17 protein-coding genes are annotated in these 15,544 nt (G+C 72.2%); 13 read left to right on the top strand and 4 right to left on the bottom strand.

Going from position 1 to position 15,544, the window contains the following annotated elements; translation table 11 throughout:
- The first annotated feature begins 22 nt into the window (after positions 1–22).
- Genes ACZ7M7_RS18550 through ACZ7M7_RS18535 form a run of 4 tightly spaced genes read left to right on the top strand, consistent with a single transcriptional unit; the run spans position 23 to position 3,718 of the window.
- Positions 23–733 carry a hypothetical protein gene (locus ACZ7M7_RS18550; RefSeq protein WP_383612635.1) on the top strand — a complete coding sequence of 237 codons (711 nt, stop codon included), beginning with the start codon at positions 23–25 and terminating at the stop codon, positions 731–733.
- Entirely contained in the window at positions 730–1,725 is a 996-nt protein-coding gene (locus tag ACZ7M7_RS18545; RefSeq protein ID WP_472117927.1) for a DUF6895 family protein, read from the top strand. Before ACZ7M7_RS18550 ends, ACZ7M7_RS18545 begins: the two co-directional genes overlap by 4 nt.
- Complete coding sequence (locus tag ACZ7M7_RS18540; protein ID WP_383612641.1) at positions 1,722–2,642, top strand: DUF6895 family protein; 921 nt, start codon at positions 1,722–1,724, stop codon at positions 2,640–2,642. Before ACZ7M7_RS18545 ends, ACZ7M7_RS18540 begins: the two co-directional genes overlap by 4 nt.
- Positions 2,639–3,718, top strand: a complete 1,080-nt coding sequence (locus ACZ7M7_RS18535; RefSeq protein WP_472117924.1) for a serine hydrolase domain-containing protein — start codon at positions 2,639–2,641, stop codon at positions 3,716–3,718. Before ACZ7M7_RS18540 ends, ACZ7M7_RS18535 begins: the two co-directional genes overlap by 4 nt.
- 100 nt (positions 3,719–3,818) lie before the next feature.
- Here ACZ7M7_RS18535 and ACZ7M7_RS18530 read toward each other — a convergent pair whose 3' ends face one another.
- Positions 3,819–5,192, bottom strand: coding sequence for an alpha-lytic protease prodomain-containing protein (locus tag ACZ7M7_RS18530; protein WP_451168789.1), 1,374 nt, complete (start codon positions 5,190–5,192; stop codon positions 3,819–3,821).
- Between the two features lie 200 nt (positions 5,193–5,392).
- On the opposite strand from ACZ7M7_RS18530, the gene ACZ7M7_RS18525 reads away from it, so the two are divergent.
- The 7 genes from ACZ7M7_RS18525 to ACZ7M7_RS18495 all read left to right on the top strand — a co-directional run bounded on the left by ACZ7M7_RS18525 (position 5,393) and on the right by ACZ7M7_RS18495 (position 11,865).
- Positions 5,393–5,842, top strand: coding sequence for a Fur family transcriptional regulator (locus tag ACZ7M7_RS18525; RefSeq protein WP_472117922.1), 450 nt, complete (start codon positions 5,393–5,395; stop codon positions 5,840–5,842).
- A 24-nt stretch (positions 5,843–5,866) separates the two neighbouring features.
- Positions 5,867–8,080, top strand: coding sequence for a catalase/peroxidase HPI (gene katG, locus ACZ7M7_RS18520; protein WP_472117919.1), 2,214 nt, complete (start codon positions 5,867–5,869; stop codon positions 8,078–8,080).
- A gap of 165 nt (positions 8,081–8,245) precedes the next feature.
- Entirely contained in the window at positions 8,246–9,352 is a 1,107-nt protein-coding gene (locus ACZ7M7_RS18515) for an NAD(P)/FAD-dependent oxidoreductase (RefSeq protein WP_383632651.1), read from the top strand.
- A gap of 96 nt (positions 9,353–9,448) precedes the next feature.
- Entirely contained in the window at positions 9,449–10,147 is a 699-nt protein-coding gene (locus tag ACZ7M7_RS18510) for a hypothetical protein (protein ID WP_472117916.1), read from the top strand.
- A complete protein-coding gene (locus ACZ7M7_RS18505; RefSeq protein ID WP_451168786.1) occupies positions 10,144–10,431 on the top strand; it encodes a hypothetical protein in 288 nt (95 codons plus the stop codon). The genes ACZ7M7_RS18510 and ACZ7M7_RS18505 overlap by 4 nt, the downstream gene beginning before the upstream one ends.
- On the top strand, positions 10,428–11,192 hold the full coding sequence (locus ACZ7M7_RS18500; protein ID WP_383632645.1) for a metallophosphoesterase family protein: 765 nt from the start codon (positions 10,428–10,430) through the stop codon (positions 11,190–11,192). The genes ACZ7M7_RS18505 and ACZ7M7_RS18500 overlap by 4 nt, the downstream gene beginning before the upstream one ends.
- 145 nt (positions 11,193–11,337) lie before the next feature.
- Positions 11,338–11,865 carry a hypothetical protein gene (locus ACZ7M7_RS18495; protein ID WP_472117913.1) on the top strand — a complete coding sequence of 176 codons (528 nt, stop codon included), beginning with the start codon at positions 11,338–11,340 and terminating at the stop codon, positions 11,863–11,865.
- Positions 11,866–11,967: 102 nt separating this feature from the next.
- Here the strand turns inward: ACZ7M7_RS18495 and ACZ7M7_RS18490 are convergent, their stop codons facing one another.
- The gene (locus ACZ7M7_RS18490; RefSeq protein ID WP_383612668.1) at positions 11,968–12,531 is read right to left on the bottom strand and encodes a hemerythrin domain-containing protein; all 564 of its coding nucleotides are present in this window, start codon (positions 12,529–12,531) and stop codon (positions 11,968–11,970) included.
- Positions 12,532–12,890: 359 nt separating this feature from the next.
- Between ACZ7M7_RS18490 and ACZ7M7_RS18485 the strand changes: the two genes are divergently transcribed.
- Positions 12,891–13,670, top strand: a complete 780-nt coding sequence (locus ACZ7M7_RS18485; RefSeq protein ID WP_472117910.1) for an SDR family NAD(P)-dependent oxidoreductase — start codon at positions 12,891–12,893, stop codon at positions 13,668–13,670.
- An 18-nt stretch (positions 13,671–13,688) separates the two neighbouring features.
- On the opposite strand, the gene ACZ7M7_RS18480 is transcribed toward ACZ7M7_RS18485, so the two are convergent.
- On the bottom strand, positions 13,689–14,261 hold the full coding sequence (locus tag ACZ7M7_RS18480) for a GNAT family N-acetyltransferase (RefSeq protein ID WP_472117907.1): 573 nt from the start codon (positions 14,259–14,261) through the stop codon (positions 13,689–13,691).
- A gap of 71 nt (positions 14,262–14,332) precedes the next feature.
- Between ACZ7M7_RS18480 and ACZ7M7_RS18475 the strand changes: the two genes are divergently transcribed.
- Positions 14,333–14,689: a PPC domain-containing DNA-binding protein gene (locus tag ACZ7M7_RS18475; protein WP_472117905.1), complete on the top strand. Its 357-nt coding sequence runs from the start codon at positions 14,333–14,335 to the stop codon at positions 14,687–14,689.
- A 95-nt stretch (positions 14,690–14,784) separates the two neighbouring features.
- Here the strand turns inward: ACZ7M7_RS18475 and ACZ7M7_RS18470 are convergent, their stop codons facing one another.
- Positions 14,785–15,438 (bottom strand): phosphoribosyltransferase, encoded by a 654-nt coding sequence (locus ACZ7M7_RS18470; protein WP_472117902.1) that lies wholly within the window; start codon positions 15,436–15,438, stop codon positions 14,785–14,787.
- Positions 15,439–15,544 lie beyond the last annotated feature (106 nt).

Genomic DNA, 15,544 nt, shown 5'->3' with positions numbered 1-15,544 from the left:
GCGGACGAACGGGAGTAGCTGAATGGACCAGTCAGGCACTTCGGCCCTCTTGAAGGGCGCTGTGCAGGACATCGCGTCCGACGTGGTCTCCGCCCTCCGGGGCGGAGACCACGTGCGCATGTCCGGCACAGGGGCGGTCGACGACCCCGAGGGGCAGTTCGCCCTCGCGGCCGTACGCGTGGTGGGAGCAGACCTGCTGCTGCCGCACGTACTCTTCCCGACTCCGCCCGCCCCGGACCTACTTACCGTGTTCCGGCAGACAGTGGAGGCCTTCCCGCCCCGCGCCGACGCGGCACCCACCGTCCGATGGAGTCACTGGGCGATGCGCCGTACCCTGCTGCGCCTCGACACGCCTCCGACCGGCGCAGCCGCCGGGGACGGGGACACAGAACCCGACGTCGCATGGCTCGACGCGGCGACCTGGCAGGTGCTGACGCACCAACTCGCAGTCCTGGCCCCTCTCGCGGTGCCCGGCGAGGACAATGCCGTGGTCCGCGCGGCGCGGGGTCGCCCGGTCGACCTGGCCCGCGGCTTCGTACGTGCCGTGCGGCGCAGGGACTGGCAGCAGGCCGCCGGTGCGGGACGCTGGCTGACCCTGGTCGACGGGGTGCCGGAGACGCTCGGCCTGGAAGCGGGCCTGGACTTCGTGGAACTGATGGGCGGCGCCGACCCCCGGGTTGCCCTCCAGGTCCAGGCGGCGCGCGTCATGCGGGCGGCCGGAGCACTCGTATGACCGATACGACCGCCGTGACCGCCATGGACGTAGGTGCGATCCGGGACGTCGGAGCCGCCGCGTTCGCCTGGCTGTCCGCCCACCGCGAGGACTTCGCGCTGGGCGAGGACGCGCTCACCGCCGACGGTCAGGTCGACGCCACCTGGAAACCGCTCGGGGAACTCGCCCAGACCTGTTCGAGCGTGCGCTCGCACACCCCGGCGTGGGACCCGTTGCACGCGTACGCCGCGGACCTGTTGCGGTTCGCCTGGCAGCAGACCGGCCGCGGTGAACTGTTCCTCCGCCTCCAGCGGTGGGAGCCCTTCGCGACCTACCCGCTGGAGGTCTACTCCGTCTTCGCCGCGGCCGGGCTGCGCCATGCCGGGTACGAGGCAGCCGCCGCGACGACGGCCCGCACCCGTGGCTGGCGGCTCACCGAGCAGGAGCCGACGCGCCGGCTCGGCGTCCTGAAGGCCGAACGGCGCAGCGGCATCGACCGGCCGGAGCAGGCCGAGCCGGTGCTGCGGAGCACCTGGCTGGGCGGGCTGGCGGAGCCATGGACGTTCGAGCGCTCCTCGGGGTACGCGCTCACCCACGTCGTCTTTCACCTCACCGACTGGGGCCGCCTCCCCGCGGGTGTCCCCGCCGACCTGGCCGCCTACCTGGCGCACTGGCTGCCGCCCTGGATCGACACCTGCCTGGACGCCGGGATGTGGGACCTGAGCTGCGAGTTGCTGGTGGTCGCCGCGAGCCTGCCGTGCCCGCCCGACCCGGCGACGCTCGAGCACGCCTGGGCCCGGATCGCACGGGCGCAGTACGACTCGGGTGCGCTGCCGCAGCACGCCCCTCAGGGTGAAGGGGGAGCGGATCCGGAGCCGGACTTCCTGCACTGCTACCACTCCACGCTGATGGCCGCGTTCGCGGCGGCACAGACCGTCAAGTGCCTGAGCGGCGATGCCCCGCACGCGGAAGGTGTGCGGAACCGGTACGGGGGACAAGGAGTGCCCGGATGACCGACACCCGTCTGATGCACACCGTCGGCGTACGCGCCCTGGAGTGGCTGTGGGCCCATCGCGACGGCTTCCGCCTGGAGCCCGACGTCGATCCCGAAGTGGGCTTCCTGGAGCGCTTCAAGCCGGTCGGTGAACTGGCCCTGATCTGCCGGGTGCTGTTCCGCGAAGGCGTGGCCGGCTCGCGCCAGGCCGAACTGGCGCGCAAGCTCCTCGACCACACCTGGCGGCACACCCTGGACGGCGGTCGCATGCTGGTACGCGGCCAGCGCATCGAGCCGCTCTCGCCGATCCCGTTCGAGGTGTACCTGCCGTACAAGGAACTCGGGTACAGCGAGCCCGAGGTGGAGCGGGCGACCGTGCTCTACCAGCGGCTCAACAGCTGGTCGGCGCTCGAACTGGACCCGACCCGACGCCTCGGACTGTCCGCGTTCCAGCGCCGCTTCGGCCTCACGCCCCGGACGCCCGAGGCGGACATCGTCGGCTCCACGTGGCTGGGCCGCACTCCCGAGCCCTGGACGGTCAGCGGGCACATCGCCTACGACCTCACCCACACGGTGTTCCACCTCACCGACTGGGGAGAGCACCCCGACGGCCTGCCGCCGGACATCGCCGACTACCTCGCCATGTGGCTGCCGGTCTGGATCGACGACTGGCTGGACCTCGAGCGCTGGGACCTGCTCGGCGAACTCCTCGTCGTCGACGCCTGCCTGCCGCGCCCCACCCTGGACGAACGGGGCTGGGAGGGCTTCGCCGCCGCCCAGCAGGCCGACGGCGCCATGCCCGCCGTACGGGACATGCCGGAGGGCGAGCCGGACGATCTGTTCGACATGATCTACCACCCGACGCTGGTCGCCGCCTTCGCCTCCGTGCTGGCCACCTCCCGCGCCCTGTCCGAGCTGACGCACGCCACCTCATGACCGGCCGGTCCACGCCCTGGCCGGGCATCGCCGACGACGTGGACCAGCCCCGAGCGGACGGTGGTCCCGGCGACGACGACGCCCTGCGCGAGCGCCTGGCGAGCGCCGCAGATGCCGTCGACGCACCCGACGTCGTCTTCGCTGTGTCCCGGCACGGCCGTCGCACGCTGCACTGCGCCGGGACGGCCCCGGCCCCGCCGGTCGCCCGGCAGGACCTGCGCTACGAGATCGGTTCGGCCTCGAAGACGTTCACCGGCCTGCTGCTGGCCCAACTCGTCCGGCGCGGCCTGCTGACCGGGGGTGAACCGGCCGCCGCCTGCCTGGACCCCGGCCGGCGGACGGGCGCGGACCCGGTGACGCTGGCCCACCTCATCACGCACACCGCCGGGCTGCCCGCCCTGCCGCGCGACTTCTACGGTCGGGCGCTGCCCGCCTGGCGTACCAATCCCTACGGCCGCTATCCGGCCGAGCGGGTCACGGACGCCTTCCTGCGGTACCGCCCACGGCACCGGCCCGGCACCCGGTGGCACTACTCCAACTTCGGCGTCGCCGTGCTCGGCCACGCCCTCGCGGCGGTGTCCGGTACGGCGTGGGAGGAACTGCTCGCCACGCACGTACTGCGTCCCCTCGGTCTGAGCGGCACGGCCCTGCGGGCGGAGGACCCGAAGGCCGACGCCGTCGGGCACGGCAAGGACGGCCGCACTCCCACCCTCGCCTTCGACGCCGGCGGCTTCGAGGCGGCAGGCGCCGTCCGGGCCACCCCGCACGACCTGCTCACGTTCCTCGAGGCGCACCTCGCCCCGGCCGGTTTCCCGTCGGCCGACGCGCTGCGGGCGGTGCGCACCCCCGTGCTGCGGCGCGGCCTGGGGCACCGGCACGTGCACACGGTGGCGTGGTTCCGGCACCCCACGGACGGCGGGCCGATGTACTTCCACAGCGGGGCCACCCTCGGCCAGCAGGCCTTCCTGGGCTTCCGGCCCGACACGGGAACGGCCCTCGCCGCGGTGTGCACCCGCCGCTTCCGCGCCAACGACCCCTTCGTCGCCACCGCGTACGGGTTCCTGGCGGAGGAGTAGCGGAGGAGCAGCGGGGGAGTGGCCGGGGCGGCGGACGACGGGGGAGCGGACGGTGCGGGGACAGTGCCCCGCACCGAAGCCGTACGACTCCTCGGACCGCCTACATCTTCTGCCACAGGGCCGGAGTGGCCACCGGCGACCACCTGCCCTGGGCCTGGTGGGTCTGCAGGCACTGGTAGCGCACGCCCGCGTGGGTCACCGTGGAGCCGGCCTCGTAGACGCGGCCCGCGGCCCAGGCGTCGGCCGCCCCGTTGTCCTGCGGAGCGGGCACGCCCTTCTGGGCGGACGCGGTCTTCAGCACGAGGCCGAAGTCGCTGAGGATCGGGTTGATCGGCTGGTAGAAGGTCGTCCCGCCGGACGTGCAGTCACCCGAGCCGCCCGAGGTCACGCCCTGCGCCTGGGAGCCCGAGATGTACGGGCCGCCGGAGTCGCCCGGCTCCGCGCACACGGTCGTCTCGGTCACGCCGTCGACGGTGCCCTCGGAGTAGCTGACGCTCGTGTCGTGCTGCTCGATGGTGCCGCAGTGCCATCCCGTGGTGGAGCCGGAGCGGCAGATCGACGCCCCGACGAGCGCCTGGACCGAGCCGGTGACCTGCGTACGCTGGCCGCCCTCGCCCTTCACGTCGGCCGTGGCCGTCCAGTCGCTGTTCACGGCGACCCAGGACATGTCCTTGCCGGGGAACGTGGAGGCCTGGAACGTGCCCTGTTCGGCCATGTTGGAGCCGGTGGTCTCGTCCTCCGCGCTGCCGCAGTGGCCCGCCGAGGCGAAGCCCTGCTGGGTGCCCTTGGTGACGGAGAACCCGACGGAACAGCGGGCCGAGCCGTTGATGTAGTAGGCCTCGCCGCCGACGAGGTCCGCGAAGAGCCGCGGCCGCTGCTCCGACAGGCGTACGGCGACGCCCTTGCCCCGGACACCGGCGGACTTGATGAAGGAGGTGGCGGCCGACCGCTTGGTCGCCTGCACCACGACCCGGTTGGTCGGCACGTCGACGTACCAGACCGGGGTGTCGCGCGTCTTGACCCGGGCGGAGGCGGCGTCCAGCTTCTGCTTGACGGCTCGCAGCTCGCTCAGCGGCCGCTTGACGACCGCGGCCTTCGCGCCCTGCGCCTGAATGGCGGACACGTCGCCGGCGTGTGTGGTGGCGACGGTGAGCTCGGCCGCGGTCGCCCCCCGCAGCCAGGCCCCCGCGAAGCGCTCGCCCAGGGAGTTGCGGAGGCGACCTGCGCGGACGCCCGCCTCCGCCTCGTTGACCAGCCGCTCGGCCGCCTGCCCAGGCTTCAACTTCAGGTCACGCTCCAGGGCCCGCAGCAGCGCGGCCGGCGGCCGGTCTGCACCGAGCGTCTGCGCCGCGGTGGACGCGGGCACCGCGGGGGGCGGCTCGGCCGCCGCGGCCGAGGTGGCGCCGGTGAGCGCGAGGGCACCGAGAGCGGTGAGGGCGACGCGGCGACCCGCCGCGGTATGTCTGCCGAGCATGCGTTGTACCTCCATCGAGTACAGGTGGGGTTACGACCAATGAAGGCCTTGACAAAAAGGCATGACTCAATGTCAGAAAAGATGATTTTTCGCGCTTTGGGCGGTGTGTGGGCGGTGTATGGGTTGCCTCGCTCGGCGCGCCAGAGTTTCATCATTCGTTTTCTTGAATGATTCGTGTTTAGCGCGGTAGGTTGGAGCCCATGACCGCATCCCAGACTCCGACCCCTGCCGAGGAGCTCCGCGGTGCCGGCCTGCGGGTGACGGCGGCGCGCGTCGCGCTGCTGGACGCCGTCCGGGCCGGTGACCACCTCGGTGTCGAGGCCACCGCCTCAGGGGTGCGTGATCGCGTAGGTCATGTCTCCCTGCAAGCCGTGTACGAGGGCCTCCACGCCCTCACCGCGGCGGGACTCATACGCCGTATCGAGCCGGCCGGCAGCCCGGCCCGGTTCGAGGGGCGTGTCGGCGACAACCACCACCACATCGTGTGCCGATCATGCGGTGTCGTCGCCGACGTCGACTGCGAGGTCGGCGAGGCGCCCTGTCTGACCGCGTCAGACGACCACGGCTTCACGATCGACGAGGCCGAGGTCATCTACTGGGGCCTGTGCCCCGACTGCTCCACCGCCCGCAGTGCACCCCGAGCACTGTGATCCACCTAGTCCGGAAGGTTTCACATGGCTGAGAACCCCGATGCGATCGTCACCGACGCGAAGACGGAGGGCGCCGGCGGCGGCTGCCCCGTCGCGCATGATCGCGCCGCGCACCCCACCCAGGGCGGTGGAAACCGCCAGTGGTGGCCGGAGCGGCTCAACCTGAAGATCCTTGCCAAGGACCCGGTCGTCGCCAACCCGCTCGGTGCGGAGTTCGACTACGCCGAGGCGTTCCAGGCCCTCGATCTGACGGCCGTCAAACGTGACATCGCCGAGGTGCTCACCACCTCGCAGGACTGGTGGCCCGCCGACTTCGGCAACTACGGCCCGCTGATGATCCGCATGGCCTGGCACAGCGCCGGCACCTACCGCATCAGCGACGGCCGCGGCGGTGGCGGCCGCGGCCAGCAGCGCTTCGCCCCGCTGAACAGCTGGCCGGACAACGGCAACCTGGACAAGGCCCGCCGTCTGCTGTGGCCGGTCAAGAAGAAGTACGGCCAGTCCATCTCCTGGGCCGACCTCATGATCCTCACGGGTAACGTCGCGCTGGAGACGATGGGCTTCGAGACCTTCGGCTTCGCCGGCGGCCGCGCCGACGTCTGGGAGGCCGACGAGGACGTGTACTGGGGCCCCGAGACCACCTGGCTCGACGACCGGCGCTACACCGGCGACCGTGAGCTGGAGAACCCGCTCGGCGCCGTCCAGATGGGCCTCATCTACGTCAACCCGGAGGGCCCGAACGGCAACCCGGACCCGATCGCCGCGGCCCGCGACATCCGTGAGACGTTCCGCCGCATGGCGATGAACGACGAGGAGACCGTCGCCCTCATCGCCGGTGGTCACACCTTCGGCAAGACCCACGGCGCCGGCCCGGCCGACGCGGTCGGCAACGACCCCGAGGCCGGCTCCATGGAGGAGCAGGGCCTGGGCTGGAAGTCCACCCACGGCACCGGTAAGGGCGGCGACTCCATCACCTCCGGTCTCGAGGTCACCTGGACCACCAAGCCCACCCAGTGGAGCAACGACTTCTTCGACATCCTCTTCGGCTACGAGTGGGAGCTGACCCAGAGCCCCGCCGGCGCCAACCAGTGGGTGGCCAAGGATGCCGAGGCGATCATCCCCGACGCCCACAGCGACTCCAAGAAGCTGCCGACGATGCTCACCACCGACCTCTCGCTGCGCTTCGACCCGATCTACGGTCCGATCTCGAAGCGCTTCCACGAGAACCCGGCCGAGTTCGCGGACGCCTTCGCCCGCGCCTGGTACAAGCTGACCCACCGTGACCTGGGCCCGAAGTCCCTGTACCTCGGCCCCGAGGTGCCGGCGGAGACGATGCTGTGGCAGGACCCGCTGCCGCAGGCCGAGGGTGCGGCCATCGACGCCGCGGACGCCGCGGCGCTCAAGGCCAAGCTCCTGGAGTCGGGCCTGACCGTCTCGCAGCTGGTCTCCACCGCGTGGGCGTCGGCCTCGACGTTCCGCGGCAGCGACAAGCGCGGCGGTGCCAACGGCGCCCGTATCCGTCTGCAGCCGCAGAACGGCTGGGAGGTCAACGACCCCGACCAGCTCGCGCAGGTCCTGCGCGTCCTGGAGGGCGTCCAGTCGGCGTTCAACTCCGGTGCCAAGAAGGTCTCCCTGGCCGACCTGATCGTCCTCGGCGGTGCCGCCGCGGTCGAGAAGGCCGCCAAGGACGCCGGCTTCGAGGTGGAGGTCCCCTTCACGCCGGGCCGCGTGGACGCGACCGAGGAGCACACCGACGCGGAGTCCTTCGCCGCGCTGGAGCCGACCTCGGACGGCTTCCGCAACTACCTCGGCAAGGGCAACCGCCTGCCGGCCGAGTACCTGCTGCTCGACCGGGCCAACCTGCTCACCCTGAGCGCGCCCCAGCTGACCGCCCTCGTCGGTGGTCTGCGCGTCCTGGGTGCCAACCAGGGGCAGTCCTCGCACGGTGTGTTCACGGACACCCCGGGCGTGCTGACCAACGACTTCTTCGTCAACCTGCTCGACCTGGGCACGACGTGGAAGTCGACCTCCGGCGACCAGACGACCTTCGAGGGCCGTGACGCCTCGGGCGCCGTCAAGTGGACCGGCACCCGTGCCGACCTGGTCTTCGGCTCGAACTCCGAGCTGCGTGCACTCGCGGAGGTCTACGCGAGCGACGACGCGAAGCAGAAGTTCGTGAACGACTTCGTCGCGGCGTGGGCCAAGGTCATGGACCTGGACCGGTTCGACCTCGTCTGATCCGTACCGAAAACGGCGTCCAGGCCGGCCCCTGCGGGCCGGCCTGGACGCCGTCGTTGCGTACTGCTGCAGCACCGGCCGCACCCTTCACAGAACGCGCACCCGCCCCCATCAATTATTTAAGTTTCAATCGCTAGGCTCGCCGCCAGACGAAGGAGACCGGGCGTGTTTGATGGCGACGTAGTGGTGATCGGCGGCGGCTATGCCGGAGTCCGTCTGGCCAAGCGACTGGACGCGACGGCGCGGGTCACGCTGGTGGACCGCAAGGAAGTCTTCTTCCATCGCATCGCCGCCCTGCGCGCCGGGGTGCGACCGGACTGGTCGCACAGCCCCTTCATCCCCTACGACCGGCTGCTGCGCAACGGCCGGGTGGCCGTGGGCAAGGCGGTCCGCATCGACACCACCGAGCGGCAGGTGACGCTCGCGACGGGAGAGCGGCTCCCGTACGACGTGCTGGTGATCGCCACCGGCGCCGACTACCCCGAGCCGGCCCGCTTCACCGGCACCACCACCGAGGAGGCGGTGAAGTCCCTCGTCGCCCATCAGCAGCACATCGCCGCGGCCGAGCACGTCCTGGTCGTCGGCGGCGGACCCTCCGGGGTCGAGCTCAGCGCCGAGATCCGCCTCGCCCGGCCGGACGCCCGCGTCACGCTCGCCCACTCCGGGCCGGAGCTGCTGCACGCGACGGGCAGCGCGCGGGCCGGACGCAAGGCGCGGGCCTGGCTGGAGGCCCATGGCGTGGACGTGTGGCTGGACTCCTTCATGTCCCCCGGCACCGACTTCGACACCTACCGCGACGCCCGCGGCAACGTCATCGAGGCCGACCGCTCCTTCTGGGCGACCGGCACCACGCCCAACACGCTCTGGCTGCGGCTCGCCGGGCTCGGGAACTGGCTGACGGGCACGGGCCATGTGAAGGTCGACCAGGCGCTCCGGGTGCAGGGGTGGCTGGACGTGTTCGCGGTCGGCGACGTGAACGACGCCACCGAGGTCAAGATCACCCCGGCCGCGCTCGCCCAGGCCGACCTGGCCGCACACAACATCCGTGCCTATCTGAACAGCGCCGGCAAGCACCGCAAGGAGCCCCGCTTCTACCGGGCGGTCCACCGCACCCCGCTCATCGTCCCGTTCGGCCCGGCCGACGGAGTGACGATGCTGCCCGTGCCGGGCGGCGAGACGGCGGTCCTCGGCGGCCGCACCACCACGCTGGCCAAGTCCAAGACCCTCATGACGCCCTACATGAGACGCCAGCTCGGCTACACCGCGGCGTGACCCTGCCGTATCGAAACCCCCGCGCCGGGTACTCGGTGCCCTTACCGAGCCCGCCGCGGGCTCGTACCGGACCTCCGTGCGGCGAACGGAGCGGGCATGACGCAGAACCAGCAGAGTGCGACAACACCGGCTCGGCGACCCGGACCGACCGAGCTGCACCCGGTCGGGGACGGACCGGTCGAGCCGTCGCCGGGCGGATCGCGCTCACTGAACAGCCAGGCACTGCCCCATGACCGCAGCCAGGCGATCCTGGAGGCGGCGAAGCAGGTGGGCGCGGTGCTGAAGCGCAACGGGCACAGGTTCGCCCTGGCCGGCAGCGTGGCGGTGTACGCCCACGGCGGGAGCGGTCACCTGCAGCACGACGCCGACTTCTGCGTGCTGCGCTCGGACGCCGACGCGGTGGCTCGGACACTCGCCGAGGCGGGCCTCACGGTCCGTACGCCGCCCGAGGACTGGCTGATGAAGACGACGTGCCTCGGACAGGAGGTCGACTTCCTCTTCGAGATGGCCCACCGTCCGGTCGGCACGGACGTGCTGGCCCGCGCGCAGGACATCCCGGTCGACTCGGTGCACATGCCCGTCCTCGCGCCGACCGATCTCATGCGCGGGCTGATCGAGGCCTTCTCGGAGCACTACTGCGACTTCGGGCCGGTGCTCGCCGCCGCCCGTGCCCTGCGCGAGAAGGTCGACTGGGAGGACGTACGCGGATCCTGCGGGGACGAGCCGATGCCCGCCGCGTTCTTCTTCCTCCTGGAGCGGCTCAACGTGATCGCCCCCAGGGAGCAGCCCCGATGAGCCGCCCCGGCGCTGAGCCGGCCCAGGGACCGGGCGGCGCGCAGAGCCTGGACTACCTCGTGGCCCATCTGACGGACCACCTGGCCGCCGGGCCCCTCGGTGAGCTGGGGGTGCGCATCGAGATCCGTGGCGAGGCGATCCTGCTGACCGGCACCGTGCCATCCGCCCGGTACCGCGACGACGTCCTGCGCACCGCCCGCGCGGAACTGGTGGGACACCCGGTGCACTGCGACCTCGTGGTCGCGGACAGCGCCGCGCCCGACCACGCCGAGGAGGTCGAATGATCCGGATCGCGGCCGTCGGGGACATCCACATGGGCCCCGAGAGCCAGGGCGTGCTGCGGCCCTCGTTCGAGACCCTGCACGAGAGCGCCGACGTCCTGCTGCTCGCCGGGGACCTGACCAGGCACGGCACCCTTGAGGAGGCCCAGGTCGTCGCACGGGAGATCAAGGACCTGGCGGTTCCCGTGGTCGCGGTCCTGGGCAACCACGACCACCATGCCGACTGCCCGGAGGAGGTCACCGCCGTGCTCCAGGACGCGGGCGCGCGGGTCCTGGAGGGCCAGGCCACCGTGGTGGAGAACGGCTCCACCCGCATCGGCGTGGCCGGTACCAAGGGGTTCGGCGGCGGGTTCGTGGGCCGCTGCGCGGGCGAGTTCGGGGAGCCGATCATGAAGGAGTTCGTCCGCTACTCGCGTCGCCGCGCCGACAGCCTGCGGGCCTGTCTGCAGGAGCTTCAGAGCCAGGACTGCGACGTACGCATCGCCCTGACCCACTTCTCGCCGGTGCCGGACACGCTGGCCGGGGAGCCTCCCGAGATCTATCCGTTCCTCGGCAGCTATCTGCTGGCCGAGGCCATCGACACGGCGGGCGCCGACCTCGCCGTGCACGGGCACGCCCACCTCGGCACCGAGCACGGCATGACCAGCGGAGGCGTGAAGGTGCGCAACGTCGCCCAGCCGGTCATCGGCCGGGCGTTCCACGTCTACCACCTCGCGCGGCCAGACCGGACGGCGGCCGACGGGGCGGGCGGCCGGGCGGGCTGAGCGCGCCGTTTCGGTGCCTCGGCGCACCGTTCCGGTGTGGGCGAGGCCACGTCGGTCGCGAGGTGAAGGGCATGTCGGACGCCCGGATCGCCGGGCTACCGTGTGAGGGATCCCCGTTCCCGCCAGTACCTCGGACGGCCCTGCAGTGCTCGCAGACCTCTCCCCGCTCATCGCGGCGACCACCCAATGGCTGACGTGTTCCTACCCCGCCTGCGGTGGCGCGCTGGCCGCGGCGCTCGGCGAGGTGCAGGCCCGCCAGGCCGTCACCGTGGCGGCCTGGCTGCGCTACCCGACGCCGACCGACGCCGCGCTCGTCGCGATGGCCGGGCCGGGCGGGTCGGCCGGCCTGGACTGGATCACCGGCGCGGACACCGCCGTGCCCGACCACGCGGACGACTTCGCCTGGCGCACCTGGGTGGACGAGGTCGTGGCGAGCTGGGCGGCCTGCCTGCTCACCGACACCGACCTGGCCCGGCTGGCGGTCACCGAGATCACCGAGGGCAGCCACGCGACGGGCCTGCCGGTCGAGTTCCGCCGCCTGGTGGCCCCCGACACGCAGGACCGTCAGGCAGCGGCACTGCTGCGCCACCCTGACCTCCTCGACCCGGTGGCGGCCCTGCACCGCAGCGCCCTGCACGCGCGCCTCGACCCGGGCCGGGCGCTCATCGCCTGAACAGGCGGCTGAGCGCACTCGCCTGAGCGCGCTCTCGCCTGACTCTTCTCACCGGGGGTCGCCGAGCCTCCGCCGGGCGCCGCCCGTGGGAAGTACGCCGGGTCAGTCCTTCTTGCCGCGTCCCGACAGCGCGTCGCGCAGCCGGTCGACCAGCCCGGCTCCCGGAGCCAGCAGCTTGTTCGCCGGCGGGGTGTCCGGGACGGACGGGTGCGGGCGGGTCGGCGCCAGCTTCTTCGCCTGACGCACCTTGTCGCCCAGCTCGTCCAGCGTCTCCGGGGGACACGCCGCGCGCAGCCTCGGGAAGAGGTTCTGCTCCTCGTCGGCCAGATGCGAGCGGACCTCGGTCATCAGCATCCCGATGAGCCGGTCGAAGTCGGGGTCGTCGGCGTCGCACCCCTCCAGGTCCTTCATGAGCCGCTCGGCCCGGGAGTGGTCGTCGATCTCCCGGTCGGCGATGACGTTCCCGCCCGCCACATGCTCGCGCACGGCCGGGTACAGATAGGCCTCCTCGGCCACCGAGTGCCGCACCAGTTCCATCGTGGCCTGGTCGGCGTACAGCTTGCGGTCCTTGTCACCGGACGGAAGCGCCTCGATCCGGCCGAAGAACTCCTCGACCTCGCGGTGATCGGTCACCAGCTCGTCGATGACGTTCCCACCATGACCCATTGCTCTCCACCTCCAGAGTCGGGCGGCGCTCCGGTCGGACGCGCCGCGGACTCCGAGTGCCCGCCCCCGGCGGGCTCACACGGAGGCCGGCGGCAAGGACGGGCGGCCGCTTCCGGGACATCCCGCCGCGCTGCCGTTGCCCACACCGGGCGCCCGTTCGTCGGCGGACGCGGCTCGCCCGGGCCCGGTCGTCCCGCCTCGTCATGCCTGTCGCGACGGCGACCGGCCGGGCCGCCGGTGTCAGCGCCGCACTGTCCGTCCGGGACGGCCGCAGTCCCGGCGAACACCCGTGCCGCAGGCGCCCCGATGACGACGCCCCCGCGCGCTGTCCCCCCGAACGAGCCGCCTAGGGTGCGGACATGACGTCGCAGGCATACCTCTCCGAACTGTTCTCCCTGGAAGGCCGGGTCGCCGTGGTGACCGGTGGCAGCTCCGGCATCGGCCGGGCCATCACCGAGGCCCTCGCCCGCGCGGGCGCAAGTGTCGTGGTCGTGGCCCGCAGGGAGGCGGAACTGGCCGCGACGGTCGGCGAGTTGGAGGCCCACGGCTGCCGGGCGGCCTGGGTCGGCGCCGACCTCGGGACGCGCGACGGCGTGCGGGCGGCGGCCGAGGAGGCGGTCAGGGCATTCGGTGAGCCGGACATCCTCGTGAACAGTGCCGGGATCAATCTGCGGCCGCCGATGGGCGAGCTGGGCGAGGACGTCTGGGACACCACGATGGCCGTGAACCTGGAGGCGCCCCATCTGCTGGGGCAGCGCTTCGGGCCCGGCATGGCCGAGCGGGGCTTCGGCCGGATCATCCACATCACCTCCCAGCAGGCCCATCGGGCGTTCGTCCAGAGCGGCGCCTACGGCGTGTCCAAGGGGGCGCTGGAGTCGCTGGCCCGGTCCCAGGCCGAGGCCTGGTCGCCGTACGGCGTCACCTGCAACACGCTCGTGCCGGGGTTCGTGATGACGCCGCTCAACGCACGCCTGTCGTCCGACCCGGAGAAGGTGGCGGCGCTCGCCGCGCGCACGATGGTCGGACGCAACGGCCTGGCGGAGGACTTCGCCGGTGCGGCGGTGTTCCTCGCGAGCAGCGCCTCCGCCTACGTCACCGGGCAGGCGATCTTCGTCGACGGCGGGTTCTCCGTGCACTGAGCCCGCGGGGCGGTCGCGTCAGCGCAGGTCGAGCCGCATCAGGATGCGGGGGTGACCGGCCAGGACGGAGGTCGTGTCGGCGGCGTGGACGAAGCCGGCGCGCTCGAAGTTCTTCCGGATCCCGGCGTACGCCATCGTCAGGTCGACCCTGGCGTCACCGTTGTCGAGGGGGTACGCCTCGATCACCGGGGCGCCCCGGTCGCGGGCGAACTCGACCGCGCCGGCGATCAGGGCGTGCGTGATCCCCTGCTTGCGGTGGCCGGGACGGACACGCATGCACCACAGCGACCAGACCGGCAGGTCGTCGACGTGCGGGATCTTGCGGTTGCGTGCGAAGGACGTGGCCGAGCGCGGTGCCACCGCGGCCCAGCCGACCGGCTCGTCACCGTCGTAGGCGAGCACTCCGGGAGGAGGATCGGCGCGGCACAACTCGGCGACGTACTCACCGCGGGCCGGCCCCCGCAGCTCGTTGTTCAGCTTGGACGGGATCCGGTAGCTCAGGCACCAACACACGTTTGACGCGGGTGACTTCGGGCCCAGCACCGCGCGGACGGCCTCGAAGTCCGAAGCCGGGCGGACGTCCATGGTCATGGCATCACCCTTTCACGGAGCGCGCGCGTGCGTCGCGTGGCGGCACCGTGCAATGCGGGTACCCGACGCGCATGAAGTGGCAACAGGTGGAGGCCTCCCCGGCGTCGGTCTACGTCCTCGTGCCGGCTCCCGGCGAGGGCGCCCTCGCCGAGATCACCGGCTTCGCGCGGGAGCAGGGGCTCGGGGCATCGCAGGTGACGGCCGTGGGGGCCTTCTCACGGGCCGTCGTGGGGTGGTTCGACCGCGCGGCCAAGGACTACCGCCGCATCGGCGTCGAGGAGCAGTGCGAGGTCCTGTCCCTCCTCGGAGACATCGCGGTCGGAGAGGACGGACCCACCGCGCACCTGCACGCCGTGCTGGGCCTGTCGACGGCACGACGCGGGGCGGCCATCTGCTGGAGGGCCGGGTGTGGCCGACCCTGGAGGTGATCGTCCGCGACAGCCCGGCGGCCCTGGCGAAGATCCACCGGCCCGAACCGGGGTCTTGCGCTGATCGACCCGGAATGACGTCGGGCCAGGGCGCGTCAGGCCGTGGCGCGGAACCTGTGCACCAGGTCCGCGATCTCTGTCTCCGGGAGCTGTCCGAAGTCCTCGTACCACTCGCCGACCGCGTGGAGGGACGCCGGCTGTTCCAGGCACACGAGGTCGTCGCACCGGGCGCGCAGGGCGGTCAGGGTGCGTGGATTGCCGACGGGGACCGCCATGATCAGGCGCGCCGGGCCGTGGCGGCGCAGGAAGCGCAGTGCCGCCGTGGCGGTGAGGCCGGTGGCCAGGCCGTCGTCGACGAGGATGATCGTGCGGCCGTCGACGGACGGGAGCGGGCGCCGGCCGCGGTAGACGTGTTCGAGGCGGTGCAGCTCGTTGCGTTCGCGGGCGACGACATCGCCGAGCCGGTCCTCGGACAGATGCATCATGGCCAGGCTCTGCCGGTCGTACAGCGGCGGATCGTCGGCGACGACCGCCCCGATCGGCGTCTCCGGCTGGATGGGCGTGCTGATCTCACGGGTGACCAGCACGTCCAGCGGGGCGTGCAGGGCACGGGCCACTTCGGCGGCAACGGGCACACCGCCGCCCGGCAGGGCCAGCACGAGCAGATTGATCAGATCACCGGAGTCGGCCCACTCGACCAGTCGCAGGGCGAGTGCCTGTCCGGCGTGGGTACGGTCGCGGAACGGCACGGCGCACCTCCCTCGCGCTCGGCGCGGTCGCCGGGTTCCCGGCGACCCGGCCGTGAAACGACGCACGGTCCGCGACGTGAGCGTCCGGGGAGTGCGGTGAGGGCGG

Source organism: Streptomyces sp. NPDC111606, from assembly GCF_055656945.1.
Note: the sequence above shows the minus strand (reverse complement) of the source record. Positions and strands in the feature narration are given on the sequence as shown.